Genomic DNA, 25469 nt, shown 5'->3' on the forward strand with positions numbered 1-25469 from the left:
CCGGCACGCATGGGAGGATCGAAGCATGTTGCGTTGGTTGACGGCCGGTGAGTCGCACGGGCCCGCACTCGTCGCCATGATCGAGGGCCTGCCGGCAGGGGTCGAGGTCGGCGCGAAGGACCTGCAGGCGGCCCTGGCCCGCCGTCGTCTCGGTTACGGTCGCGGCGCCCGGATGAAGTTCGAGCAGGACGAGGTCGAGTTCCTCGGCGGCCTGCGCCACGGGGTGAGCATCGGCTCGCCGATCGCGGTCCGCATCGGCAACAGCGAGTGGCCGAAGTGGATGACCGTGATGAGCCCGGAGGCCGTCACCGACGAGGCCTACGCGGCGTCCGACGACGTCAACGCCGAGAAGGAGGTCGCCCGCAACAAGCCGCTCACGCGCCCGCGTCCCGGTCACGCCGACCTCGTCGGCATGCAGAAGTACGGCCACGAGGACGCACGTCCCGTCCTCGAGCGGGCGTCGGCCCGGGAGACCGCGGCCCGCGTCGCGCTCGGCGAGGTGGCTGCCCGGTTCCTCGAGCAGGCCTACGGCATCCGTCTCATCTCGCACACGGTGGCCATCGGCACGGCGTCGGTGCCGGCCGGGGCCGAGCTGCCGACCCCCGACGACCTCGAGCGCCTCGACGCCGATCCCGTGCGCGCCTTCGACGCCGACGGCTCGGCCGCGATGGTGGCCGAGGTCGACGCCGCGAAGAAGGACGGTGACACGCTCGGTGGCGTCGTCGAGGTGCTGGCCTACGGGCTGCCGCCGGGTCTGGGCTCGCACGTCCACTGGGACCGCAAGCTCGACGGGCAGCTCGCACAGGCCCTCATGAGCATCCAGGCGATCAAGGGCGTCGAGGTCGGCGACGGCTTCGAGACCGCTCGACGCCGCGGCTCGCAGGCGCACGACGAGATGGAGCTCGTCGACGGGGTCATCACCCGCCGCACCGGTCGCGCGGGCGGCACCGAGGGCGGCATGTCGACGGGCCAGGTGCTCCGCGTGCGTGCCGCGATGAAGCCGATCAGCACCGTACCCCGCGCCCTGTCGACCGTCGACGTCGCAACGGGCGTGGCCGCCACGGCGATCCACCAGCGTTCCGATGTGTGCGCCGTGCCGGCAGCCGGCGTCGTCGCCGAGGCCATGGTCGCGCTCGTCCTCGCGCAGGCCTGCCTCGAGAAGTTCGGGGGCGACTCCGTCACCGAGACGGCGCGCAACCACACGGCATACCTCGAAGGCATCCGCGAGGGGCTGCGCACGTGGTGAACCCCGCACCTCGCACGCGGCCCGTCGCCGTCGTCGTCGGACCACCCGGCGCAGGCAAGACGACCGTCGGAAGAGCCCTCGCCGCTCGTCTGGGCGTCGGCTTCCACGACGTCGACGCCGCCATCGAGGCGGCACAGGGCCGCCCCATCTCCGACATCTTCGTCGACGACGGCGAGGCCTTCTTCCGCGACCTCGAGCGCGCCGAGGTGGCCCGCTCGCTCGCCGAGGAGACCGGCGTCGTCTCGCTCGGCGGCGGCGCCGTCATGGACCCTCTCACCGAGGAGTCACTGGCCGGTCACGTCGTCGTCTTCCTCGACGTCGCGATCGCCGACGCGAGCAAGCGCATCGGCTTCGACCGCTCCCGGCCGTTGCTGTCGGTCAACCCGCGTGCCTCGTGGGTCGCCATGATGAACCACCGCCGTCCGACCTACGAGCGGATCGCCACGCTGCGAGTCGACACCGCCGGCCGCACCGCCGACGAGGTCGCCGACCTCGTCGCCGCCGAGCTCGAGGCGGCCCGGACGTGACCGACCCGACCCGCCCGACCACGATCCCCGTCGGAGACGACTACGACGTCGTCATCGGCGCCGGCGTCCTCGACCGGGTCACCCACCTGCTCGGCACCGACGTGTCGCGAGTGCTCGTCGTGCACCCTCCCACGCTGGCCGACCTCACCGCCCGGGTCACCGGCGCGCTCGAGGCCAAGGGGTATGCCGTGCACGTCGCCGAGGTGCCCGACGCCGAGGCCGCCAAGACCGCCGGCGTCGCAGCCGAGCTCTGGGGGGTCCTCGGCCGCGCCGGCTTCACCCGCACCGACGCGGTCGTCGGCGTCGGAGGAGGCACCGTCACCGATCTCGCCGGCTTCGTCGCCGCGTCATGGCTGCGGGGCGTCAAGGTCGTGCAGGTGCCGACGACGCTTCTCGGCATGGTCGATGCCGCGGTCGGTGGCAAGACGGGCATCAACACCCCCGAGGGCAAGAACCTCGTCGGCGCCTTCCACCCGCCCGCCGGTGTGCTGTGCGACGTCGACGTCCTCGTCACGCTGCCGCAGGCCGACCTCGTCGCCGGCCTCGCGGAGGTCGTCAAGTGCGGCTTCATCGCCGACCCGGTCATCCTCGACCTCGTCGAGGCGTCGGTCGCCGCCGACCCCGACACCGCTCGCAGCGCGGACAACCCGCACCTGCGAGAGCTCATCGAGCGCGCGATCCGGGTCAAGGCCGAGGTCGTCGCCGCTGACCTGCGCGAGAGCTCGCTGCGCGAGATCCTCAACTACGGCCACACGTTCGCTCACGCGATCGAGCAGGTCGAGCAGTACGCGTGGCGACACGGCGAGGCGGTCAGCGTCGGCATGGTCTACGTGGCCGAGCTGGCCCGACTCACCGGGCACCTCACCGGCCCCGAGGGCGACGCGCTCGTGGCCCGGCACCGCGCCGTGCTCGAGTCGCTCGGCCTGCCGACGACCTACACGGCGGGCCGTTGGGACGAGCTGCTGACCGCGATGCGCCGCGACAAGAAGTCGCGAGGCCCGACCCTGCGCTTCGTCGTGCTCGACGCTCTCGCCCGGCCCACCCGCCTGGCCGGCCCGGACGACGTGCTGCTCCAGGCGGCATACGGCCTCGTGTCGCGGGCCGTCACGGCCCCTGCTCACTAGACTCGCGGCCATGACGGCACCCACGGTCTTCGTCCTGTCGGGCCCCAACCTCAACCGTCTCGGCACGCGTGAGCCCGAGGTCTACGGCTCCGACACCCTCGACGACATCCACGTCGCCGTCGTCCGCGAGGCTCGTGACCTCGGCCTCGTCGCCGACTGCCGCCAGACCAACCACGAGGGCGAGCTCGTCGACTGGCTCCACGAGGCGGTCGACACGGGTGCCGACGTCGTGCTCAACCCGGGCGCGTTCACGCACTACTCGTATGCCGTCCGCGACGCGTGTGCGATCGTCACGACGAGCGGTCGCAGCCTCGTCGAGGTGCACCTGTCCAACCCCGCCGCGCGCGAGGAGTTCCGGCACACGTCTGTCGTGGCGGGTGTCGCGACCGGGACCATCGCGGGGTTCGGGCTGCAGTCCTACCTGCTCGCCCTGCGCGCCCTCGTCTGACCGGACGGCGCACAGGAGACGCACAGCAGCCGCACCGAGGCCCCATGGGCTCGCCGCCCAGACTCTGTCGCAGGAGGGGCCTTCCCGGCCCCGCGACGGAAGGCAGACCATGGCAACCAGCACACCCGAGCTCGAGTGGCTCGACGAGCAGGGCAACGAGATCGAGGACCACGACCGCGGACTGGTCTTCGACATCCAGACCCTCGTGAACCGCCGACGGGCGCTGAGCCTGTTCGGGGGGCTCGGGGTCGCGGGTGCGCTCGCGGCGTGCAGCAGCGGGACCCCGGCGTCGACCGGCAGCACCTCGGCCGGCACGGCGTCGACGAGCGCGGCCACGTCCGCCGCGACGTCCGCCGCCACGTCGGGTGCCACGGACGCCGCCCTCGTCGAGGCGCCCGACGAGACCGCCGGCCCGTACCCCGGCGACGGGTCGAACGGGCAGAACGTCCTCGACGACTCAGGCATCGTGCGTCAGGACATCCGCAGCAGCTTCGGCACCTCGACGACGACGGCCGAGGGCGTCCCGCTGACGATCAAGCTCACGGTCAAGGACCTCTCGACGAGCTCCGCCCTCGTCGGGGCCGCCGTCTACGCGTGGCACTGCGACCGTGACGGCCGCTACTCGATGTACAGCCAGGGCGCCGAGGACGAGAACTACCTGCGCGGTGTCCAGGCGACCGACGAGTCCGGCACGGCGACGTTCACCTCGATCTTCCCGGCCTGCTACTCCGGGCGCTGGCCGCACATCCACTTCGAGGTCTACGAGAAGGTCGCCGACGCCACGTCCAGCGGGCCGATCGTCAAGACGTCGCAGATCGCGCTGCCCAATGCGGCGTGCGACGCGGTCTACGCGACGAGCGGCTACGAGCAGAGCGTCGGCAACCTGTCGCAGGTGAGCCTCGAGCGCGACAACGTCTTCGGCGACGACGCGGGCGTGCACCAGCTCGCGACGATGTCCGGCAGCGTCTCGTCCGGCTACACCGCTGCCCTGACGATCGGCGTCTGAGCCAGGGCCCGGGCCCGAGTGCAAAGTGCCCACTCGACGGGGTGGAAGTGCCCACTCGACAGGGGGAGGAGGTCGAGTGGGCACTTTGCACCGTCGTCAGGTCAGGTCAGGTCAGGGCGTCAGGCAGGGGTTCGGCGTGCACGATCGTCAGCTCGGACACGGCACGGGTCAGCACGACGTAGAGGCGGCGCAGGCCGGTGCGTTCGTCGGGTTCGGCCCTGGCGATGGCAGCGGGCTCGACGACGACCGTCCTGTCGAACTCCAGACCCTTGGCGACGGTCGCGGGCACGACCTCGACCTGGTGGTCCTCGTCGTCACCGTGGTCGACGTCCAGCCGGCCGTGCGGCACCGAGGCCACCGTGAGTGCGGCGCAGACCGTCTCGACCATCGCGTCCGGCGCGATGACGCCCACCGAGCCCGGCGTGGCGGCTGCGGCCTGCACGGCATGGACCACCGCGGCCTCCAGCGAGCCGGGGTCCGCCGGGCGCAGCTCGAGGCGTCCTGGGTTGTCGCGCACCGACACGGGCGCCCCGAGACCCGGGGCCATCGCGGGCAGCAGGCGGGCGGCGTACTCGATGACCACGGCCGGCACGCGGAACCCGCGGTCGAGCACGACCAGGTCGTGGCGGTCCTTTCCGAGGTGGCGCATCGCCTCCTCCCACGACGCCGTCGCCCAAGGCGTCGTGCCCTGCGCGATGTCGCCGAGCACTGTCACCGAGCCGGTGGAGGCGCGCCGGCCGACGGCGCGCAGCTGCATGGGGGAGAGGTCCTGAGCCTCGTCGAGCACGACGTGTCCGAGGCTCGGGACGCGGCGCAGCAGGTCGTCGAGCTCGTCGAGCAGCGCCATGTCTGCTCGTGACCACCTGGACGCTCCCTTGGTGCGAGCGGGCTTGTGCCACAAGAGCATCGCCTGCTCGTCACCGCTCAGGTCGTTGCCGGCAGCGGCGCGGAGCGCGTCGGGGTCGGACCAGAGGCGGTGCAGCACCGCCTGCGGGTCGAGCGCCGGCCAGACGGACCTGACGTACGCCTTCACCGCCGGCGACTTCGCGACGGCGTCCTGGACACGGTCGTCCGGCGCCTCACCGGCGCGCTCCATCTCGAGCAGCACGTGATGGGCGAGGCGTTGGGGGAGCAGGTCGCGCGCGGCCGAGTAGCGAACGCCGCGGGCCGCGAGCTCGTCGAGGATCACCTGCACCTCGTATGCCGGCACCCGCCACCTGCGCACGCCGCGCGGCACCACGAGGGCTTCCGTGGGACGCGCGACCTGCGACCAGACGGCGCGACGCAGCACCGCGGCGAGGCGCGGGTCACCCTTGAGGGTCGCGACGTCGGCGGGCTCGTCGGCGCGCACGCGCCCGTGGTCGAGGAGCGTCTCGACCGTCGCGTGACCGACGCGGACCTCGCCGAGAGACGGCAGGACCGCTCCGATGTGGTCGAGGAAGGCACGGTTCGGCCCGACGACGAGCACGCCCGAGCGGTCGAGGCGCTCGCGGAACGAGTAGAGCAACCAGGCCGCGCGGTGCAGGCCGACCGCGGTCTTGCCGGTGCCGGGCGCGCCCTGGACACACACGCTGACGGCGACGTCGCTGCGCACGATCTCGTCCTGCTCCGGCTGGATGGTCGAGACGATGTCACGCATCGGGCCGGTGCGCGGCCGTTCGATCTCCGCGGCGAGCAGCGACCCGGCCGTCGTGTCGCCCGACGCCTGTGGCTCGCGCAGGTGCTCGTCCTCGAGGGCGGTAAGACGGCCGCGGTCGACGCCGAACCGCCGCCGGAGCACGACGTCCATCGGCTCGAGCCGCGACGCCCGGTAGAAGGCGGTCGAGATCGGCGCCCGCCAGTCGACGACGACCGGGTCGCCGGCCTCGTCGGACACGTGACGGCGGCCGATGTGGAAGCGCTCGGCGGGTCCGCCCGGCGGGTCGACGTCGATGCGACCGAAGAACAGCGTGGTGCGCGGGTCGTCCTGCAGCGAGGCGATGCGGCGCGCGAGCACCCAGCCGAGCACCTCGCCCGAGACGGCGTCGCTCGCCTTCGACGCGTCTAGCGACTCGGCGAGCCGCCGCATCCGGCCGAGCTGCTCGCGGGCGTCGTCGAGGTAGGCCTGCTCCCGGGCGAGTTCGGAGTCGAGCGAGGACACGTGCTGCCTTTCCTGCAGGGCAACACACCGAGCAACCCACAACACACCGGGATCGGGCGCGGGTGTGTTGTCGGTTGCTCGGTGTGTTGCGGGGTGTTGGCGAGGGTCGGTCGCGAGGGTCGATCGCGGGGACCGGGGGAACGGGCCAGCCTACCCCGTGCCGGAGCCGGCGATTCCGCGTTCGACGCCGCCCACGGATAGACTTGCGCGGCAACTCCCCAAGACAGCGAACGCCCGGCGCTCCGGCGTGCCATCCGCACGCTCCGACCGGCCGGCATACGAAAGTGGTTTGTGACGATGGCTTCGACCAACGACCTGAAGAACGGCATGGTGCTCAACATCGAGGGACAGCTCTGGTCCGTCGTCGAGTTCCAGCACGTGAAGCCCGGCAAGGGCCCCGCCTTCGTGCGCACCAAGCTCAAGGCCGTCCTCTCCGGCAAGGTCGTCGACAAGACGTTCAACGCCGGCACCAAGGTCGAGACGAGCAACGTCGACAAGCGCACGATGCAGTACCTCTACAAGGACGGCACCGACTTCGTCTTCATGGACACCGACACCTACGACCAGCTCCACGTGTCGGAGACCGTCGTCGGTGACGCCGCGAACTACCTCCTCGAGAACCAGAACGCCATCGTCGCGACGAACGAGGGCCTGCCGCTCTACGTCGAGCTGCCCGCGTCCGTCGTCCTCGAGATCACCCACACCGAGCCGGGCCTGCAGGGCGACCGCTCGACCGGTGGCACCAAGCCCGCCACGCTCGAGACCGGCGCGCAGATCAACGTGCCGCTCTTCCTCGAGACCGGCACGCGCGTCAAGGTCGACACCCGCGACGGGTCGTACCTCGGCCGCGTCAACGACTGAGCGGACGCGAACTCCCTTGGCAGCACGCAGCAAAGCCCGTTCGCGGGCCCTCGACATCCTGTTCGAGGCGGACCAACGCGGCATGAACGCCGAGACGCTCCTCGACGAGCGCCTGCTCGACCGCGAGTCGCGGGCCGCGAACAACCCCTACACCGCGGACCTCGTGCGCGGGGTGGTCGCCAGGTGGAACGACATCAACGCCGCGCTGACCGACTACAGCCAGGGTTGGACCCTCGACCGGATGCCGGCCGTCGACCGGGCGGTGCTGCGCCTCGGCGCGTGGGAGGTCCTCTGGAACGACGAGATCCCGGACGCCGTCGCGATCTCCGAGGCCGTGGCGCTCGCGACCGAGCTGTCCACCGACGAGTCGCCGGGGTTCGTCAACGGGCTGCTGGCCCGGCTGGCCGAGGTCAAGGCGACCATCGTCTGACCTCGCAGGACGCACGACCCGCGCAGCCACCCTCGCGGAACGAAGCCACCCGCGCGCGGGTGGCTTCGTCACGTCCAGGTGGCCTCGTCACGTCCGGGTGGCTCCGTCACGTCCGGGTGGCGCCGTCGGGTCGGGCGACCGCGACGTGCCGAGGCGCGGACCGGTGTCAGCACCGGAGCGGCGCCGCGTTAGACTCCGTCGCGAAGACATCCTTTAACCACCGTCCTGTGAGGCGGGGAAGGAGGTCCAGCGGCGATGGCCTGCCCTGACCTGAGCGCACTCACCCAGCCGTCCGACGACCGCTCGAGCATCCCCGAGGACGCTCGCGACGTCATGAGCGAAGCGGACATCTCGCGGGCGCTGCGGCGCATCGGTCACGAGATCCTCGAGCGCAACAAGGGCAGCGACGGTCTCGTCCTGCTCGGCATCCCCTCGAGGGGCGTTCCCCTCGCCCGCCGGCTCGCCGCCTGCATCGAGGACGTCGAAGGACACGCGGTCCCCGTGGGCGAGCTCGACATCACGCTGCACCGCGACGACCTGCGCCGCAACCCCGTGCGTGCGGCCCATCGCTCCCGCATCCCCGACGGCGGCATCGACGACAAGGTCGTGGTCCTCGTCGACGACGTCCTCTACTCGGGCCGCACGATCAGGGCCGCGCTCGACGCGCTCTCGGAGCTCGGGCGGCCCCGCGCCGTACGCCTCGCCGTGCTCGTCGACCGTGGCCACCGCGAGCTGCCCATCCGCGCCGACCACGTCGGCAAGAACCTCCCGACGTCGCGCGACGAGCGGGTCCACGTCCGGGTCGCCGAGGTCGACGGCCTCGAGGTCGTGCGCATCAGCGGGGGTGAGGCGCGATGACCCGCCACCTCATCTCGTCCGCAGACCTCACCCGTCGCGACGTCGAGGACATCCTCGAGACCGCCGCCTCGATGCACGACCTTCAGCGGCGCGAGGTCAAGAAGGTCCCGACCCTGCGCGGTCGCACCGTCATCAACTTCTTCTTCGAGGACTCGACCCGCACCCGCAGCTCGTTCGAGATCGCGGGCAAGTGGATGTCGGCCGACACGATCAACCTCTCGGCCAAGGGCTCCTCGACGAGCAAGGGCGAGAGCCTGCGCGACACGGCGATGACGATCGACGCCATGGCCGTGGACGCCCTCGTCATCCGCCACAACGCGTCCGGCGCCTGCCACCAGGTCGCGAAGTGGGTGCGGTGCAGCGTCATCAACGCAGGCGACGGCACGCACGAGCACCCGACGCAGGCGCTGCTCGACGCGTACACCCTGCGCACGCGACTCGGTGACCTCGACGGCAGGCACGTCGTCATCGTCGGCGACCTGACGCACTCTCGGGTCTTCCGGAGCAACGTCATCACGCTCAAGACGCTCGGCGCGCGCGTCACTGTCGTCGCCCCGCCCACGCTCATGCCGAGCGGCATCGGGGCGTGGAGCGAGGCGGACGGCTTCGCCACGAGCTGGGACCTCGACGCCGTCCTCGACGGCGACGACCCCGTCGACGCCGTCATGATGCTCCGGGTCCAGCGCGAGCGGATGAGCGGCGGGTACTTCCCGACGGCCCGCGAGTACACCGTCGGCTACGGCCTGACCCGTGACCGGCTCGACCGGCTCGTCGCGCGCAACGAGGACGTCCTCGTGCTCCACCCCGGCCCGATGAACCGCGGGCTCGAGATCGCGCCGGAGGCGGCCGACGCGCCGCAGTCCGTCGTCCTCGACCAGGTCTCGGCGGGCGTCGCCGTCCGCATGGCCGTGCTGTACCACCTGCTCGCGGGCGACGACACGCCCGCACCGGCGGCCACCGCCGCCCCGGCCGCGAGCTCGGCCCCAACCAGCCGCACCACCGAAGGAGCCGCCCGATGACTCGCCTCGTGATCCGCGGCGCCCGCCTGCTCGGTGCCGAGGCGGCCGACCTGCTCGTCGAGGACGGCGTCATCACGCAGATCGGTTCGCTCTCCGTGCCGCGCGACGCCGACGTCCTCGACGCCGACGGGCTCGTGGCGCTGCCGGGCCTCGTCGACCTGCACGTGCACCTTCGCGAGCCCGGTCGGGAGGACGCCGAGACGATCGCGACCGGCTCCGCTGCGGCCGCCGCGGGCGGCTTCACGGCCGTCTTCGCGATGGCCAACACCAGCCCGGTCACCGACACCGCAGAGGCGGCCGAACGCGTGCACGACCTCGGGCGTGCGTGCGGGCTGACCGAGGTGGTTCCCGTGGGCGCCGTGACGAAGGGCCTCGAGGGCGCCGAGCTCGCCGAGCTCGGCCTCATGGCCCGCTCACGCGCGAAGGTCCGCGTCTTCAGCGACGACGGCCACTGCGTCCACGACGCGCGGATCATGCGTCGCGCACTCGAGTACGTCAAGCCCTTCGGCGGCGTCGTCAGCCAGCACGCGCAGGACCCGCGACTCGCCGGCCGCGAGGCCTGCTGCCACGAGGGCGAGGTCTCCGGTCGGCTCGGTCTGCCCGGCTGGCCCGGCATCGCCGAGGAGTCGATCGTCGCCCGCGACGTCATGCTCGCCCGGCACACCGGCTCGCGCGTCCACGTCGCGCACGTGTCGAGCGCCGGCACGGTCGAGGTGATCCGCTGGGCCAAGGCGCAGGGCATCGACGTCACGGCCGAGGTCACGCCTCACCACCTGGTCCTCACGACCGACCTGCTGGCCGGCTACGACCCCGTCTACAAGGTCAACCCGCCGCTGCGCCCGGCCGAGGACGTCGAGGCGCTCCGGGAGGCGCTCGTCGACGGGACCATCGACGCCGTCGCCACCGACCACGCACCCCACGCCCGGCACGACAAGGAGCACGCCTTCGTCGACGCGGCGTTCGGCATGCTCGGGCTCGAGACGGCCCTGTCGGTCGTGAGCGACGTGCTCGTGCAGCCGGGCAGGCTCGACTGGTCCGACGTGGCGCGCGTCATGTCGACCGCTCCGGCCCGAATCGGCCGGCTCTCCGACCAGGGGCAGGGCCTGGCTCTGGGCAGCCCGGCCCACGTGACGCTCGTCGACCCCGACCGCGAGGTCACGGTCGACGCCGCCGCGAGCCGCAGCCGCTCGCGCAACAACCCGTGGCACGGACGCACCCTGCGCGGAGCCGTCATGGCGACGGTCTTCGCGGGGCGCGTCACGCACGACGTCCGCGACGGAGCGGGCACCCGACGAGAACTGACGAACGCGACGACCTCAGGGGCCAACCTGTGACCACCCAGACACCGCTCACCGTGCCGAGCCGCGACGGACGAACCGGCCGCACCCGCGAGGGAGCCCTCCTCGTCCTCGAGGACGGCCGCACCTTTCGCGGCGCGTCCTACGGAGCCCTCGGCGAGACCGTCGGCGAGGCGGTCTTCTCGACCGGCATGACCGGCTACCAGGAGACGCTCACCGACCCGAGCTACCACCGGCAGGTCATCGTCATGACCGCACCGCACGTGGGCAACACCGGCGTCAATACCGAGGACGACGAGAGCACACGCATCTGGGTCGCCGGCTACGTCGTGCGTGACCCCGCGATCCGTTCCTCGAACTGGCGGGCCACGCGCGACCTCGAGGACGAGCTCGACGAGCAGGGCGTCGTCGGCATCTGTGAGCTCGACACCCGCGCCCTGACCCGCCACCTGCGCGAGCGCGGCGCCATGCGCGTCGGGATCTTCAGCGGCGAGGCCGCCCACCGACCCGAGGCCGAGCTGCTCGACACCGTGCGCACGAGCCCGCAGATGGCGGGCGCCGCGCTCGCCGCCGAGGTCACGACCGCCGAGCCGTATGCCGTCGGCGCCGTGGGCGAGAAGCGCTTCACCGTGGCAGCGATCGACCTCGGCATCAAGGCGATGACGCCGCACCTCATGGCGCAGCGCGGCATCGAGGTGCACGTCCTGCCGGCGACCGCGACCATCGACGACGTGCTCGCGGTCGGGGAGGACGGCCCCGACGGCGTCTTCTTCTCCAACGGCCCCGGCGACCCCGCGACGGCCGAGCGCGAGGTCGCGCTGCTCCGCGAGGTGCTCGACCGCGAGCTGCCGTTCTTCGGCATCTGCTTCGGCAACCAGCTCCTCGGCCGGGCGCTCGGCTTCGGCACGTACAAGCTGAAGTACGGCCACCGCGGCATCAACCAGCCGGTCATGGACCGCACGACCGGCAAGGTCGAGGTGACCGCCCACAACCACGGCTTCGCCGTCGACGCCCCGCTCGACGAGGACAGTGTCACGGCATACGGCCGCGTCCGGGTCTCGCACGTGTGCCTCAACGACGACGTCGTCGAGGGGCTCGAGTGCCTCGACCGTCCCGCCTACTCGGTGCAGTACCACCCCGAGGCCGCCGCCGGCCCGCACGACGCGGCCTACCTCTTCGACCGCTTCGTGGAGCTGATGACGAACAGACAGACCACCCACCAAGAACGTTCGGCGCGCGTCGCGCCTGGACTGACGAGCGAGGCGAGCGAAGCGAGCGAGCCGAGGAGGGAAGGCGCTACGCAGGAAAGCGCCGAACACACGAGCGGAGCGAGCGAATAATGCCCAAGCGCGACGACATCACGAGCGTCCTCGTCATCGGATCGGGCCCGATCGTCATCGGCCAGGCCTGCGAGTTCGACTACTCCGGCACGCAGGCGTGCCGGGTGCTGCGCGAGGAGGGCATCCGCGTCATCCTCGTCAACAGCAACCCGGCGACGATCATGACCGACCCCGAGTTCGCCGACGCCACCTACGTCGAGCCGATCACCCCCGAGGTCGTGGAGGCGATCATCGCCAAGGAGCGCCCCGACGCGGTGCTCGCGACCCTCGGCGGCCAGACAGCCCTCAACTGCGCGATCTCCTTGCACGAGAACGGCGTCCTCGAGAAGTACGGCTGCCCGCTCATCGGCGCCAACGTCGAGGCCATCCAGCTCGGTGAGGACCGCGAGGCCTTCAAGGGCGTCGTGGAGCGCTGCGGGGCCGAGTCGGCGCGGTCGATCATCTGCCACTCGATGGACGAGCTGCTCGCTGCGGCGGACGAGCTGAGCTACCCGGTCGTCGTGCGCCCGTCCTTCACGATGGGCGGGCTCGGCTCGGGCTTCGCCTACGACGAGGCCGACCTGCGCCGCATCGGTGGCCAGGGCCTACAGTACTCCCCGACGACGGAGGTGCTCCTCGAGGAGTCGATCCTCGGCTGGAAGGAGTACGAGCTCGAGGTCATGCGCGACCACGCCGACAACGTCGTGGTCGTCTGCTCGATCGAGAACCTCGACCCGATGGGGGTGCACACCGGTGACTCGATCACCGTCGCGCCGGCGCTGACGCTGACGGACCGCGAGTACCAGCGGCTGCGCGACATCGGCATCGCCGTCATCCGCGAGGTCGGCGTCGACACGGGCGGCTGCAACATCCAGTTCGCCGTCAACCCGCGTGACGGCCGCATCATCGTCATCGAGATGAACCCGCGCGTCTCGCGGTCGAGCGCCCTGGCGTCCAAGGCGACCGGCTTCCCGATCGCCAAGATCGCCGCGAAGATGGCCATCGGCTACACGCTCGACGAGGTGCCCAACGACATCACGCGCGAGACGCCGGCCAGCTTCGAGCCGACGCTCGACTACGTCGTGGTCAAGGTGCCGCGGTTCGCCTTCGAGAAGTTCCCGGCCGCCGACCCGACGCTGACGACGACGATGAAGTCGGTCGGCGAGGCCATGTCGATCGGGCGCAACTTCACCGAGGCGCTCCAGAAGGCGCTGCGCTCGCTGGAGAAGAAGGGCGCGTCGTTCCACTGGGACGGCGAGGTCACGAAGCTCCTGGCGGAGCGCGCCCTCGAGGAGGCGAAGGTCCCGACCGACGGTCGGATCGTCCTCGTGCAGCAGGCGCTGCGCGGCGGGTGCACGGTGGAGGAGGTCCACGCGGCCACGGGGATCGACCCGTGGTTCCTCGACCAGATCGCCCTGATCAACGACGTGGCGGCGATGCTCGCCGACGCCGCCCAGCTGACGCCTGAGCTGCTCCGCCTCGTCAAGCGCCACGGCTTCAGTGACGCCCAGGTGGCCTCGATCCGGCGTATGCCGGAGGCCGTGGTCCGCGGGGTGCGGCACGCCCTCGGCGTGCGCCCGGTCTACAAGACCGTCGACACGTGCGCGGCCGAGTTCGCGGCCACGACCCCCTACCACTACTCGACCTACGACGAGGAGACCGAGGTGGCGCCGCGCGAGCGCCCGGCCGTCATCATCCTCGGCTCCGGTCCGAACCGCATCGGTCAGGGTGTCGAGTTCGACTACTCCTGCGTGCACGCGTCGTTCTCCTTGCGCGACAAGGGATTCGACACAGTCATGGTCAACTGCAACCCCGAGACGGTGTCGACCGACTACGACACGAGCAGCCGCCTGTACTTCGAGCCGCTGACCCTCGAGGACGTCCTCGAGGTCATCCACGCCGAGAGCCAGGCCGGGCCGATCGCCGGGGTCATCGTCCAGCTGGGCGGGCAGACGCCGCTCGGCCTGGCGCAGGCGCTCGAGGACGAGGGCGTGCCGATCGTCGGCACGTCGCCCAGTGCCATTCACCTCGCCGAGGACCGGGGGGCCTTCGGCCAGGTGCTGGCCAAGGCGGGGCTCATCGCGCCCAAGCACGGCACGGCGTACAGCTCGGACGAGGCCCTCGTCATCGCTCGGGAGATCGGCTACCCGGTGCTCGTGCGGCCCTCGTACGTCCTCGGCGGCCGCGGCATGGTCATCGTCTACGACGACGACTCGCTCGTGACGTACGTCGAGAAGGCGACCGAGGCCTCGCCGGACCACCCGATCCTCATCGACCGGTTCCTCGACGACGCCATCGAGATCGACGTCGACGCGCTCTTCGACGGCGACGAGATGTACCTCGGCGGGATCATGGAGCACGTCGAGGAGGCCGGCATCCACTCGGGCGACAGCTCGTGCACGCTGCCGCCGGCGACGCTCGGCGACGGCGAGCTGGTCCGGGTCCGGGAGGCGACGCGCAAGCTCGCAGAGGGCATCGGCGTGCGTGGCCTCATGAACGTCCAGTTCGCCCTCGCCCAGGACATCCTCTACGTCATCGAGGCCAACCCCCGCGCCTCGCGCACGGTGCCCTTCGTCGCGAAGGCCACCGGTGTGCCGCTCGCGAGCGCGGCCGCCCGCGTGATGCTCGGCGCGACGGTCAAGGAGCTGCGCGAGGAGGGCATGCTGCCCCCGACCGGCGACGGCGGCACGATGCCCGCGCACGCGCCGGTCTCGTGCAAGGAGGCAGTGCTGCCGTTCAAGCGGTTCCGCACCAAGGAGGGTGTCGCCGTCGACTCGCTCCTCGGGCCGGAGATGCGCTCGACGGGTGAGGTCATGGGGATCGACGTCGACTTCGGCTCCGCCTTCTCCAAGGCCCAGCAGGGCAGCGGGTCGGCACTGCCGCGCTCCGGAGCGGTCTTCGTGTCGGTCGCCAACCGCGACAAGCGCGCGATGCTCTTCCCGGTCAAGCGCCTCGTCGACCTGGGCTTCACGATCCTCGCGACGAGCGGCACCGCAGCCGTGCTCAAGCGCAACGGCATCGAGGCCACGGTGGTCCGCAAGATCACCGAGCGCGACACGGACGCGACCGCCGAGAAGTCCATCGTCGACCTCATCCTCGACGGCACCGTGCAGATGGTCGTCAACACGCCCTCTGGCCAGGATGCCCGCGCCGACGGCTACGCCATCCGCGCGGCGACGACGAGCGCCGACAAGCCGATCATCACGACGATCGCGACCCTCGCGGCGGCCGTCCTCGGCATCGAGGCGCAGCTGACCGAGGAGGTGCGGGTCAAGTCCCTCCAGGACCACGCCCGCGACCTCGACCTCTACGGCCGGCGGGAGTCGCTCGCCGGGGCCGGAGCCCGCGCATGAGCGAGGCCACCCTGCGCGCCCGCGTCGCCCAGGAGGTCGCCGAGGTCATCGCGACCCGCCGGGTCGGCGCGTACCAGCACCTGACCCTCGTGGCGCCCGGTGTGGCCGAGCTCGCCCGACCGGGCCAGTTCGTCGCCCTCGCGGTCGGCGGCGAGACGTCGGGCACGCTGCTCCGGCGCTCGTTCTCGATCCACAAGGTCAGCCCCTCCGGCACCTACGGCGGCACCGTCGAGATCGTCGTCTCGGCGGTCGGCAGCGGTACGCAGTGGATCGTCGACCGCGCCCCGCACGACACGATCGACGTCGTCGGCCCGCTCGGCAAGGCGTTCCCGCTGCCGACCGACCCGGTTGCGTGCGTGCTCGTCGGCGGCGGCTACGGCAGCGCCCCGCTCTTCTGGCTCGCCCGCGACCTGCGCGAGCGCGGCTGCCACGTCGAGATGGTGCTCGGTGCCGCGAGCGAGGACCGGCTCTTCGGCGTCGTCGAGGCGCGACGGAGCAGCGACGGCGTCACGGTCACCACCGACGACGGATCGGCCGGCCAGCAGGGGTGGGTGAGCGACGTGCTGCCCGAGATCATCACCCGCACGAAGGCCGGCGTCGTCTACGGCTGCGGGCCGATGGGCATGCTGCACTCGATCACGCAGGTGGCCGAGGCGCACGGCGCCGTGGCCCAGGTCGCGGTCGAGGAGTCGATGGCGTGCGGCGTCGGCGTCTGCATGACCTGCGTCATGCCCGTCGTCGGCGCCGACGGCCGGACGCGCATGGTCCGCTCGTGCGTCGAAGGCCCGGTCTTCCGCGGTGACCGCGTCCGGTGGGACGCCTTCGACGGAGGACACGCCCACGTCCCCGACGACGCCGTTGGCGCCCCGAAGGTGGGTGGTCACTGATGGTGGACCTCTCCGTCGACCTCGGGGTCGGACGCCGCCTGCCGAACCCGCTCATGACGGCATCCGGCTGCGCGGCCAACGGTCGCGAGCTGCACCGCTTCTTCGACGTGGCCGAGCTCGGGGCCTTCGTCACGAAGTCCGTCATGGCCGACCCCCGCTCCGGCCGCGGCACGCCGCGCATGGCCGAGACCCCGTCGGGCATGCTCAACTCGATCGGCCTGCAGGGTCCGGGGATCGACGTCTTCGTCGACGAGGACCTGCCCTGGCTCCAATCGGTCGGTGCGCGCGTGCTCCCGTCCATCGCCGGCAGCTCGAGCACGGAGTACGCCCACGTCGCGGCGACCCTGCGCGCGAGCCGCGCCTTCGACGCCGTCGTCGGCGTCGAGGTCAACATCTCCTGCCCCAACGTCGCCAACCGCGGCCTCGTCTTCGCGTGCGACCCGATGGCGTCGGCCAAGGTCATCGCGCTGGTGCGTGAGCAGCTGCCGCGCGACATCCCGGTCTTCGCCAAGCTGAGCCCCGACGTCACCGACATCACGGCGATCGCGGCCGCGTGCGTCAAGGCCGGCGCCGACGGGCTGACGATGATCAACACCCTCCTCGGCATGGTCATCGACACCGACCGGATGCGACCGCAGCTCGGGGGCGTCACGGGTGGCCTGTCCGGTCCCGGCATCCGGCCCGTCGCCGTGCGAGCCATCTGGCAGGTGCGTCAGGCGATGTTCGAGGGACGCATCCCGACGGTGCCGATCATCGGCGTCGGGGGAGTCCGCACGGGCCGCGACGCCCTCGAGCTCGTCGCCGCCGGTGCCAGCGCGGTCCAGGTCGGCACCGTCGTCTTCAACGACCCGTCGGCCCCGGTCCGGGTACTGCGGGAGCTGTGCGAGCTGCTCGAGTCCAAGGGCTACGCCCACTTCACCGACGCCGTCGCCGTGGCCCACGGCCGGTGACCGCGAGCGACCAGAGAACGGCGGCCGACGTGACGCAACCCTTCGGAGCCCGGCTCCAGCACGCCATGCGCGAGCACGCCCCGCTGTGCGCCGGCATCGACCCGCACCGCCGGCTCGTCGAGTCGTGGGGGCTGACCTACGACGTCGCCGGCCTCGAGCGCTTCGCCCTGACGTGCGTCGAGGCGTTCGCCGGCCGGGTCGCCGCCGTGAAACCGCAGGCGGCGTTCTTCGAGGTCTTCGGCAGCAGGGGCATCGCCGTCCTCGAGCGTGTGCTCACCGAGCTGCGCGAGGCGGGCACGCTGACGATCCTCGACGCCAAGCGCGGTGACATCGGCTCGACCATGACGGCCTACGCGGAGGCGTACCTCGGCAAGGACGCCGTCGCACCGCCGGACGCCCTCACGGTGAGCCCGTACCTCGGCTACGAGTCGCTGCGTCCGGCGATCGACCTCGCCGAGCAGACCGGTCGAGGCCTGTTCGTCCTCGCCCTGACCTCGAACCCCGAGGGCGCGAGCGTCCAGCACGCGACTCGCGACGGCGAGTACGTCGCGGGATCGATGGTGCGTGGAGCGGGCGCCGACAACGCCGGCGCCCGCAGCCGCGGCGAGCTGGGCAGCATCGGGCTCGTCATCGGCGCCACCGTCGGCACCGCGGTGCACGACCTCGGTCTCGACCTCGTCGGGGCGGCGACCCCGGTGCTCGCCCCGGGCTTCGGTGCGCAGGGCGGCACCGTCGATTCCATCTCCGAGACGTTCGGGAGCGCGCGCGACCAGGTCCTGGTCGCCTCGAGCCGCGAGATCCTGGCCGCCGGCCCCGAGCCGAGCCGCCTCGTCGGGCAGCTCGGGCGCGTCTCGGACTCGCTTCGCCGCTGAGGGCCCCCGGCTCGGGTGCAGGGTATGACCTGCCGCATGACTCGAGGCATGACTCGGAGCCTGACTCAGGGTATGACTCACGGTATGACCCACACCGTGTCCGCCCGCCGACTGCTCGCCGTGGCCGCGCTCGCGCTGGCCCTGCCTTTCACCGCGGCGTGCGGGTCGGGCACGCCGCCGCCCACGACGGACTCGCGCCCGGTTGCCTCGAGCTCGGTCGTCTCCAGCTCGGCTGCCTCGACGACGTCGAGCGAGACGACGCCCGCCGCGGGCGACGAGGCGTACTGCGACGCGCTCAAGGACGGCCAGAAGCAGCTCGAGTCGATCTGGAGCAACATCACCGACCAGGCCGCGCTCAAGCAGGGCCTCGCCGTGCTGCAGAAGATCAGGGACTCCGCGCCGGCCGAGGTCGAGCAGGCCTGGGGTGACTTCATCGCGTTCGTCGAGGCGGCAGCGGCCGGCAACACCAGCGCCCTCGTGGGTGCCATGGAGAAGATGCAGGCGGCCGGGACGACGATCGAGGCCCACGCGAAGGCGACGTGCAACCTCGACATGTCCTGACGCGGTCCTGAGCCCACCCGCGGTCGGACACCCCGGGCCGGGCCGGGGCGCACGGCATACGGTGTCCCCATGCGAACGACCGCACTGCGCGTGAGCAGGTCGAGCCGGTCGAGTCGGTCGGTCCCGTGGGTGGCCCTCCTGCTGCTGGCGACGGCACTGTCCCTGGCGGCCTGCTCCAACGGGTCCCCGTCGTACTGCGACGCGGTCACGGCCGCCGAGCAGGAGTGGAGCGAGGCGGGCGCGAGCCTGCGCGACCCCGCCGCCGCGGCCCGCTTCGTGACGACCGTGAGACGCATCGAGGCGAGCGCGCCGGAGGAGGTCAGGGCCGACTGGAGGAAGCTGCTCGACCTGTTCGAACGGTTCACCGTCGACAACCCCGACCTCAGCTCGCTCACGAAGCAGATGGCAGAGCTCGAGAGCGCGGCGAAGCGGGTCGAGACGCACGCGAAGGAGACCTGCGGCGTCGACCTCGGTCGCTGACACCGCGACGGGAGCACGTCTCGCGCGCCATGCTGGCACCCCGCGTTGCGGCGCGGACGGACGACTGGCTAGGTTCGGCGGAGACAACACGCCAGACGTGAACGACGGCGGGGCGCACGGGCGTTTCCGCAGGCAGCGAGGAGACCGAAGACCGTGGCGCTTCCACCGCTCACCCCCGAGCAACGGGCCGCAGCACTCGAGAAGGCTGCAGCCGCACGGCGGGAGCGAGCCGCGGTCAAGAACCGGCTCAAGTACTCAAGCGGCTCGCTCGCCGAGGTCCTCGAGGACGGCAAGGCCGACCCCGTCATCGGCAAGATGAAGGTCACCGAGCTGCTCGAGTCGATGCCCGGCGTCGGGCGCGTTCGGGCCAGGGCGATCATGACCGAGGTCGGCATCGCGGAGTCTCGCCGTGTCCGCGGGCTCGGCGCCAACCAGGTTGCTGCGCTGCTGCGCCGCTTCGAGAAGCCGTGATGTCGGCTGAGCAGACCGCGGAGACGACCCAGCACGACGCACCCGAGAGACCGCGCGGCCGCCTGACCGTGCTGGCCGGTCCGACCGCGGTCGGCAAGGGGACCATCGCCGCGTACGTGCGCACGCACTTCCCCGGCGTCTGGTTCTCCGTCTCGATGACGACGCGTCACCCGCGCCCGGGCGAGGTCGACGGCGTGCACTACCACTTCGTCGACGACCACGAGTTCGACCGCCTCGTCGAGGCGGGGGAGTTCCTCGAGTACGCCGTCGTGCACGGCGCGGCGAAGTACGGCACGCCACGCGGTCCCGTCGAGCGGGTCATCCGGGAGGGTCGTGACGCGCTCCTCGAGATCGACCTGCAGGGCGCGCGCCAGGTGCGTGAGACGTGGCCCGACGCGCTCTTCGTCTTCCTCGAGCCCCCGAGCTGGGACGAGCTCGTGCGCCGTCTCGTCGGCCGCGGCACCGAGGGGGAGGCCGAGCGGGAGCGGCGCCTCTCGACCGCGCGGGCCGAGCTGGCCGCGAGGAGCGAGTTCGACGAGGTCGTCGTCAACGACGATGTTCGTCGTGCGAGCGAAGAACTCGTATCATTGATGAGGTCGGGACGCGCCGAACGGTGAGTCCCGACCTGATGTGTGCACGCTGAGCGGCGCGATCCGCACCCGGCCGACGTCCCAGCGCACACCTCGAACCCGCTGAAACCAACGAAACGAGATCACTGTGTCCGGTACCCAGGCTGCTCCCATCGGCATCACCAACCCGCCGATCGACGACCTCCTGACCGCCGCCGACTCGAAGTACGCGCTCGTCATCTACTCCGCCAAGCGCGCCCGTCAGATCAACGCGTACTACTCCCAGCTCCAGGAGGGGCTGCTCGACTACGTCGGGCCCCTCGTCGAGACCGAGGTCCACGAGAAGCCCATGTCGATCGCCCTGCGCGAGATCAACGAGGGCCTGCTGACCTCCACGCCGACCGAGGCCTGAGCCCTCCCGGGCCGGCCGGTGCCGCAGATGCGTGTCGTCCTCGGCGTGAGCGGTGGGATCGCTGCCTACAAGGCGGCGTCCCTGCTGCGCCTTCTCACCGAGCACGGCCACGACGTCACGGTCGTGCCGACCGCGGCGGCGCTCCGGTTCGTCGGGGCACCGACGTGGTCCGCCCTGTCGGGCAAGCCGGTCAGCACCGAGGTCTGGACGTCGGTGCACGAGGTGCCGCACGTACGCATCGGCCAGTCGGCCGACCTCGTCGTCGTCGCACCGGCCACGGCCGACCTGCTCGCCAAGGCCGCGCACGGCCTCGCCGACGACCTGCTGACGAACACCCTGCTCACCGCCCGGTGCCCCGTCGCCTTCGCTCCGGCGATGCACACCGAGATGTGGGAGCACCCGGCCACGCAGGCCAACGTCGCGCTGCTGCGATCACGCGGCGCTCACGTCATCGACCCCGCAGTGGGGCGCCTCACCGGCAAGGACTCCGGAGCGGGCCGCCTGCCCGAGCCCGAGCAGCTGTATGCCGCCTGCCTCGCGATCGTCGAGGGCCGGGCGCCGGGCGTGGCCGACGAGGCTACCCGCGACCTCGAGGGGCGGCGCGTGGTCGTGTCCGCGGGTGGCACCCGCGAACCGCTCGACCCGGTGCGCTACCTCGGCAACCGCTCGTCGGGCAAGCAGGGGCTGGCCATCGCGCGGGCCGCTGCCGACCGCGGTGCGAAGGTGACGCTCGTCGCCGCCAACGTCTCGCTGGCCGTGCCCGACGGAATCGACGTCGTGCCCGTCGAGACGACGCTCGAGCTGCAGCGCGCGGTCGAGGAGGCCGCCGCCGCGGCAGACGTCGTCGTCATGGCGGCCGCGCCGGCCGACTTCCGACCCGCCACGGTCAGCCACAGCAAGATCAAGAAGTCGTCCGCTCCCGACGCCGGTCTTCGCCTCGACCTCGTCGAGAACCCCGACATCGTCCGAGGCCTCGTGTCCGCCCGTGACGCGCGCGGGTCGAGCACGCCGTTCGTCGTCAGCTTCGCGGCCGAGACCGGCGACAGCGTCGGCAGCGTCATGGACCACGCCCGCGCGAAGTTCGCCCGCAAGGGCAGCGACGTGCAGGTCGTCAACGAGGTCGGCACCGACCTCACGTTCGGCAAGGACGACACCACCGTCCACATCCTGCGCCGCGGCACCGACGACGTCGTCACGGTCGGGCCGGCCACCAAGGACGCCGTCGCCGACGCCCTCTGGGACGCCGTGTCACCCCTGCTCGGCTGAGCACTAGACTCTCGCCCCAACGCGCCCGCGCCACCCGCGCACGCCCCGCACACCGCCACGCACCCGACCTAGGGAGAGCAAGTGTCCGCACGTCTGTTCACGTCCGAGTCCGTCACCGAGGGCCACCCGGACAAGATCTGCGACCAGATCAGCGACTCGATCCTCGACGCGCTGCTGACGGAGGACAAGAACGCTCGCGTCGCTGTCGAGACGATGGTGACGACCGGGCTCGTCCACGTCGCCGGCGAGGTGTCGACGACCGGCTACGTCGAGATCCCGAAGATCGTGCGCGACACCATCCTCGAGGTGGGCTACGACGGTTCGCAGAAGGGCTTCGACGGTCGCACGTGCGGCGTGTCCATCTCGATCGGTGCCCAGTCGCCCGACATCGCGCAGGGCGTCGACACCGCCCACGAGAACCGTCACGGTGGCGTCGACCCGCTCGACAAGCAGGGCGCCGGCGACCAGGGCCTGATGTTCGGCTACGCGTGCGACGACACCGCCGAGCTGCTCCCGCTCCCGATCTTCCTCGCGCACCGGCTGGCCGAGCGCCTGACCCAGGTCCGCAAGAACGGCGAGCTCGCCTACCTGCGTCCCGACGGCAAGACCCAGGTCACCATCGCCTACGACGGCGACCGGGCCGTCAGGCTCGACACCGTCGTCCTCTCGACGCAGCACGCACCCGACGTGTCCCTCGAGGGCATGCTCGAGCCGGACATCAAGGCCCATGTCTTCGCGCCCGTCCTGGCCGAGCTCGCCGACAACGGCACCGACCTCGACACGTCCGACTTCCGCGCGCTCATCAACCCCACGGGCCGTTTCGAGATCGGTGGCCCGATGGGCGACGCCGGGCTGACCGGCCGCAAGATCATCGTCGACACGTACGGCGGCATGGCCCGCCACGGCGGCGGCGCCTTCTCCGGGAAGGACCCGAGCAAGGTGGACCGCTCGGGTGCCTACGCGATGCGCTGGGTCGCCAAGAACATCGTCGCCGCGGGTCTCGCCAGCCGCTGCGAGGTGCAGGTGGCGTACGCGATCGGCAAGGCACAGCCCGTCGGGCTCTACGTCGAGACGTTCGGCACCGAGACCGTCCCGGTCGACAAGATCCAGGACGCGATCACGTCGGTCTTCGACCTGCGCCCCGCGGCCATCGTCGACGCGCTCGACCTGCTCCGCCCGATCTACAAGCCGACCGCTGCCTACGGCCACTTCGGCCGCACCAAGGCCGACGGCGTCGACAATGGCTTCACGTGGGAGCGCACCGACCGTGTGGATGCCCTGAGGTCCGCCGTCTCCGCCTGAGACTAGATTCGCCCCCGTGGGCGAGACCGACGACATCGAGCAGCGACCGGCCGGGCGGCCGGTCGCTGCCGTCGTCGTGGAGACCGCCCTTGCGCACCTCGACCGGGTCTTCGAGTACGCCGTCCCCGAGGAGCTCGATGCCGACGCCGTCCCGGGGGCCAGGGTGCGGGTGCGCTTCTCGGGCCGCGAGCTCGACGGCTTCGTCGTCGAGCGTCGGGAGCGCCCGACCCACGAGGGCCGGCTGACACCACTGCGCCGCGTCGTGAGCCCCGAGCCCGTGCTGACGCCCGAGGTGCTCGCGCTGTGCCGTGCCGTCGCCGACCGGTATGCCGGCACGCTGAGCGACGTGCTGCGGCTCGCCGTCCCCAAGCGCCACGCCACGGCCGAGAAGGCACTCTCGGCCGAGTGCCCGCCGCAGGAGCCCGTCACGGTGCCCGACGCGGGTCCGTGGACGGCCTATCCGGCCGGGACGGCCTGGCTGCGACGCGTTGCCGCCGGCGAGGGCCCGGCGGCTGCGTGGGCTGCCCTTCCAGGACGCTCGGGGGACGCGGACTGGCCCGCGGCCCTGGCGGTCGCGGCCGCAACCGCGCTCGCAGCGGGACGCGGCGCGGTCCTCGTCGTGCCCGACCACCGTGACCTCGAGCGCCTCGACGCGGCCCTGACCGGCCTGCTCGGCAAGGGCCGGCACGTGCGCCTCACGGCCGACCAGGGGCCCCAGGCGCGCTACACCGCGTGGCTCAAGGTCCTGCGCGGGCACGTCAAGGTCGTCATCGGCACCCGGGCTGCCGCGTTCGCGCCCGTGCACGACCTCGGCCTCGTCGCGTGGTGGGACGACGGCGACGACCTGCTCGCCGAGCCGCGGGCGCCGTACCACCACGCCGGGGTCGTGCTGGGCCTGCGAGCAGCGGCCACCGGGGCTGCCCTGCTCACCGGAGGCTTCACCCGTAGCCTGCGCGTCCAGGTCGCCGTCGAGGCAGGCGCGGTCGCGCCCGTCGACGCCGACGCGGCGACGCTGCGAGCCGCTGCGCCCCGCGTCACGGTCGCGGGCGAGGGCGTCGACGAGGAGCGTGACGGGCCCGCTTCCCGCGCCCACCTCCCGTCGCGAGCCTGGCGCGTCGCCAAGGACGCGCTCGTCGACGGGCCGGTGCTCGTCCAGGTGCCACGTCGGGGCTACCTGCCGTCGCTCAGCTGCGCCGAGTGCCGCACTCCGGTGCGTTGCGCACGCTGTCGCGGACCCGTTGCGCTCGGCGCCTCGGGAGCCGCCCCGGCATGCCGGTGGTGCGGGCTGCAGCTGGCGCCGCAGGGCTTCGAGTGCGGTCACTGCGGCTCGCGGCGGCTCCGCTCGTCCGTCACCGGTGCCAAGCGCACCGCGGAGGAGATCGGGCGGGCCTTTCCCGGCGTCACGGTGCACACGTCCGGCTCGGGGGAGGTGCTCGCGACCGTGTCACGTGAGCCGTCGCTCGTCATCGCGACACCCGGCGCCGAGCCGGTCGCCGAGGGCGGTTACACCGGCGTGCTGCTCCTCGATGCCTGGGCGAGCCTCGACCTCCCGGTCCTCGACGCGCCACTCGAGGCGGTGCGTCGCTGGATGGCGGCGGCCGCGCTCGCGCGGGAGGGGCGAGCCGTCGTGCTCTGCGGTGCACCCGAGGCGGTCGCGCTGCCCGCCGTCGAGGCGCTCGTCCGCTGGGACCCCACCTGGCTCGCGGCCCGAGAGCTGGCGGAACGACGCGAGCTCGGCCTGCCGCCGGCGGCGCGTGTCGCGCAGCTCACCGGCGCTCGCCGAGCGCTCGAGGAGGCCCTGGAACAGGCCGATCTGCCGGCCAGCGCACAGGTGCTGGGGCCGGTGCCGCTCGTCGGGGGCGCGGCCCCGCGCCGACCGCCCTCCGACGGCGAGGTCTCGCGGACGCCTGCAGACCACCACGTGCTCGTCCGGGTGCCCGCCGTCGACACCGCTGCGCTCGCCCGATCACTGCTCGCGGTCAAGGCGTTCCGTTCGGCGCGCAAGGAGACGGACGTCGTCACCGTACGGGTCGACCCGCTCGACACGTTCTGAGTGACCGGGCACACGCG

The 25469-nt window shown here is 72.0% G+C and carries 24 protein-coding genes; 23 read left to right on the forward strand and 1 reads right to left on the reverse strand.

The window, feature by feature from the left end; genetic code table 11:
- Positions 1–25 precede the first annotated feature (25 nt).
- The 5 genes from aroC (at position 26) to ACFQU3_RS15050 (ending at position 4351) form a co-directional block, all read left to right on the forward strand.
- Complete coding sequence (gene aroC / locus ACFQU3_RS15030; protein ID WP_385911143.1) at positions 26–1246, forward strand: chorismate synthase; 1221 nt, start codon at positions 26–28, stop codon at positions 1244–1246.
- Entirely contained in the window at positions 1243–1773 is a 531-nt protein-coding gene (locus ACFQU3_RS15035) for a shikimate kinase (protein WP_385911145.1), read from the forward strand. The genes aroC and ACFQU3_RS15035 overlap by 4 nt, the downstream gene beginning before the upstream one ends.
- Complete coding sequence (gene aroB, locus ACFQU3_RS15040; RefSeq protein WP_385911147.1) at positions 1770–2897, forward strand: 3-dehydroquinate synthase; 1128 nt, start codon at positions 1770–1772, stop codon at positions 2895–2897. The genes ACFQU3_RS15035 and aroB overlap by 4 nt, the downstream gene beginning before the upstream one ends.
- 10 nt (positions 2898–2907) lie before the next feature.
- Entirely contained in the window at positions 2908–3345 is a 438-nt protein-coding gene (gene aroQ / locus ACFQU3_RS15045) for a type II 3-dehydroquinate dehydratase (RefSeq protein ID WP_188031830.1), read from the forward strand.
- 109 nt (positions 3346–3454) lie between these two features.
- Complete coding sequence (locus ACFQU3_RS15050) at positions 3455–4351, forward strand: intradiol ring-cleavage dioxygenase (protein WP_385911149.1); 897 nt, start codon at positions 3455–3457, stop codon at positions 4349–4351.
- Positions 4352–4457: 106 nt separating this feature from the next.
- On the opposite strand, the gene ACFQU3_RS15055 is transcribed toward ACFQU3_RS15050, so the two are convergent.
- Complete coding sequence (locus ACFQU3_RS15055; protein WP_385911151.1) at positions 4458–6491, reverse strand: HelD family protein; 2034 nt, start codon at positions 6489–6491, stop codon at positions 4458–4460.
- Positions 6492–6788: 297 nt separating this feature from the next.
- On the opposite strand from ACFQU3_RS15055, the gene efp reads away from it, so the two are divergent.
- The 18 genes from efp to ACFQU3_RS15145 all read left to right on the forward strand — a co-directional run bounded on the left by efp (position 6789) and on the right by ACFQU3_RS15145 (position 25452).
- Positions 6789–7352, forward strand: a complete 564-nt coding sequence (gene efp, locus ACFQU3_RS15060) for an elongation factor P (protein WP_385911153.1) — start codon at positions 6789–6791, stop codon at positions 7350–7352.
- A gap of 16 nt (positions 7353–7368) precedes the next feature.
- Positions 7369–7782, forward strand: coding sequence for a transcription antitermination factor NusB (nusB, locus tag ACFQU3_RS15065; RefSeq protein ID WP_385911155.1), 414 nt, complete (start codon positions 7369–7371; stop codon positions 7780–7782).
- Between the two features lie 255 nt (positions 7783–8037).
- Entirely contained in the window at positions 8038–8640 is a 603-nt protein-coding gene (pyrR, locus tag ACFQU3_RS15070) for a bifunctional pyr operon transcriptional regulator/uracil phosphoribosyltransferase PyrR (protein ID WP_385911157.1), read from the forward strand.
- Positions 8637–9659 (forward strand): aspartate carbamoyltransferase catalytic subunit, encoded by a 1023-nt coding sequence (locus ACFQU3_RS15075; protein ID WP_385911159.1) that lies wholly within the window; start codon positions 8637–8639, stop codon positions 9657–9659. The genes pyrR and ACFQU3_RS15075 overlap by 4 nt, the downstream gene beginning before the upstream one ends.
- Positions 9656–10993 (forward strand): dihydroorotase, encoded by a 1338-nt coding sequence (locus tag ACFQU3_RS15080; protein ID WP_385911161.1) that lies wholly within the window; start codon positions 9656–9658, stop codon positions 10991–10993. The genes ACFQU3_RS15075 and ACFQU3_RS15080 overlap by 4 nt, the downstream gene beginning before the upstream one ends.
- Positions 10990–12297: a glutamine-hydrolyzing carbamoyl-phosphate synthase small subunit gene (gene carA / locus ACFQU3_RS15085; RefSeq protein ID WP_385911163.1), complete on the forward strand. Its 1308-nt coding sequence runs from the start codon at positions 10990–10992 to the stop codon at positions 12295–12297. Before ACFQU3_RS15080 ends, carA begins: the two co-directional genes overlap by 4 nt.
- Positions 12297–15629, forward strand: a complete 3333-nt coding sequence (carB, locus tag ACFQU3_RS15090; RefSeq protein WP_385911165.1) for a carbamoyl-phosphate synthase large subunit — start codon at positions 12297–12299, stop codon at positions 15627–15629. The genes carA and carB overlap by 1 nt, the downstream gene beginning before the upstream one ends.
- On the forward strand, positions 15626–16516 hold the full coding sequence (locus tag ACFQU3_RS15095) for a dihydroorotate dehydrogenase electron transfer subunit (protein ID WP_385911167.1): 891 nt from the start codon (positions 15626–15628) through the stop codon (positions 16514–16516). The genes carB and ACFQU3_RS15095 overlap by 4 nt, the downstream gene beginning before the upstream one ends.
- The gene (locus ACFQU3_RS15100; protein WP_385911169.1) at positions 16516–17466 is read left to right on the forward strand and encodes a dihydroorotate dehydrogenase; all 951 of its coding nucleotides are present in this window, start codon (positions 16516–16518) and stop codon (positions 17464–17466) included. The genes ACFQU3_RS15095 and ACFQU3_RS15100 overlap by 1 nt, the downstream gene beginning before the upstream one ends.
- A gap of 29 nt (positions 17467–17495) precedes the next feature.
- Positions 17496–18338 (forward strand): orotidine-5'-phosphate decarboxylase, encoded by an 843-nt coding sequence (pyrF, locus tag ACFQU3_RS15105; protein WP_385911171.1) that lies wholly within the window; start codon positions 17496–17498, stop codon positions 18336–18338.
- Between the two features lie 84 nt (positions 18339–18422).
- The gene (locus tag ACFQU3_RS15110; protein WP_385911173.1) at positions 18423–18899 is read left to right on the forward strand and encodes a hypothetical protein; all 477 of its coding nucleotides are present in this window, start codon (positions 18423–18425) and stop codon (positions 18897–18899) included.
- 69 nt (positions 18900–18968) lie between these two features.
- Positions 18969–19379, forward strand: coding sequence for a hypothetical protein (locus ACFQU3_RS15115; protein WP_385911174.1), 411 nt, complete (start codon positions 18969–18971; stop codon positions 19377–19379).
- A gap of 153 nt (positions 19380–19532) precedes the next feature.
- On the forward strand, positions 19533–19850 hold the full coding sequence (gene mihF, locus ACFQU3_RS15120) for an integration host factor, actinobacterial type (protein ID WP_385911176.1): 318 nt from the start codon (positions 19533–19535) through the stop codon (positions 19848–19850).
- The gene (gene gmk / locus ACFQU3_RS15125) at positions 19850–20467 is read left to right on the forward strand and encodes a guanylate kinase (RefSeq protein WP_188031844.1); all 618 of its coding nucleotides are present in this window, start codon (positions 19850–19852) and stop codon (positions 20465–20467) included. Before mihF ends, gmk begins: the two co-directional genes overlap by 1 nt.
- Before the next feature lie 100 nt (positions 20468–20567).
- Complete coding sequence (rpoZ, locus tag ACFQU3_RS15130; RefSeq protein WP_045192274.1) at positions 20568–20831, forward strand: DNA-directed RNA polymerase subunit omega; 264 nt, start codon at positions 20568–20570, stop codon at positions 20829–20831.
- A gap of 27 nt (positions 20832–20858) precedes the next feature.
- Positions 20859–22097, forward strand: coding sequence for a bifunctional phosphopantothenoylcysteine decarboxylase/phosphopantothenate--cysteine ligase CoaBC (gene coaBC / locus ACFQU3_RS15135; protein WP_385911179.1), 1239 nt, complete (start codon positions 20859–20861; stop codon positions 22095–22097).
- An 81-nt stretch (positions 22098–22178) separates the two neighbouring features.
- Positions 22179–23399, forward strand: a complete 1221-nt coding sequence (metK, locus tag ACFQU3_RS15140) for a methionine adenosyltransferase (protein WP_385911181.1) — start codon at positions 22179–22181, stop codon at positions 23397–23399.
- 16 nt (positions 23400–23415) lie between these two features.
- Positions 23416–25452 (forward strand): primosome assembly protein PriA, encoded by a 2037-nt coding sequence (locus tag ACFQU3_RS15145; RefSeq protein WP_385911183.1) that lies wholly within the window; start codon positions 23416–23418, stop codon positions 25450–25452.
- The last annotated feature ends 17 nt before the right edge of the window (positions 25453–25469 follow it).

Origin of the sequence: Terrabacter sp. GCM10028922, from assembly GCF_042666095.1 — a bacterium.
Lineage (GTDB): Bacteria > Actinomycetota > Actinomycetes > Actinomycetales > Dermatophilaceae > Terrabacter.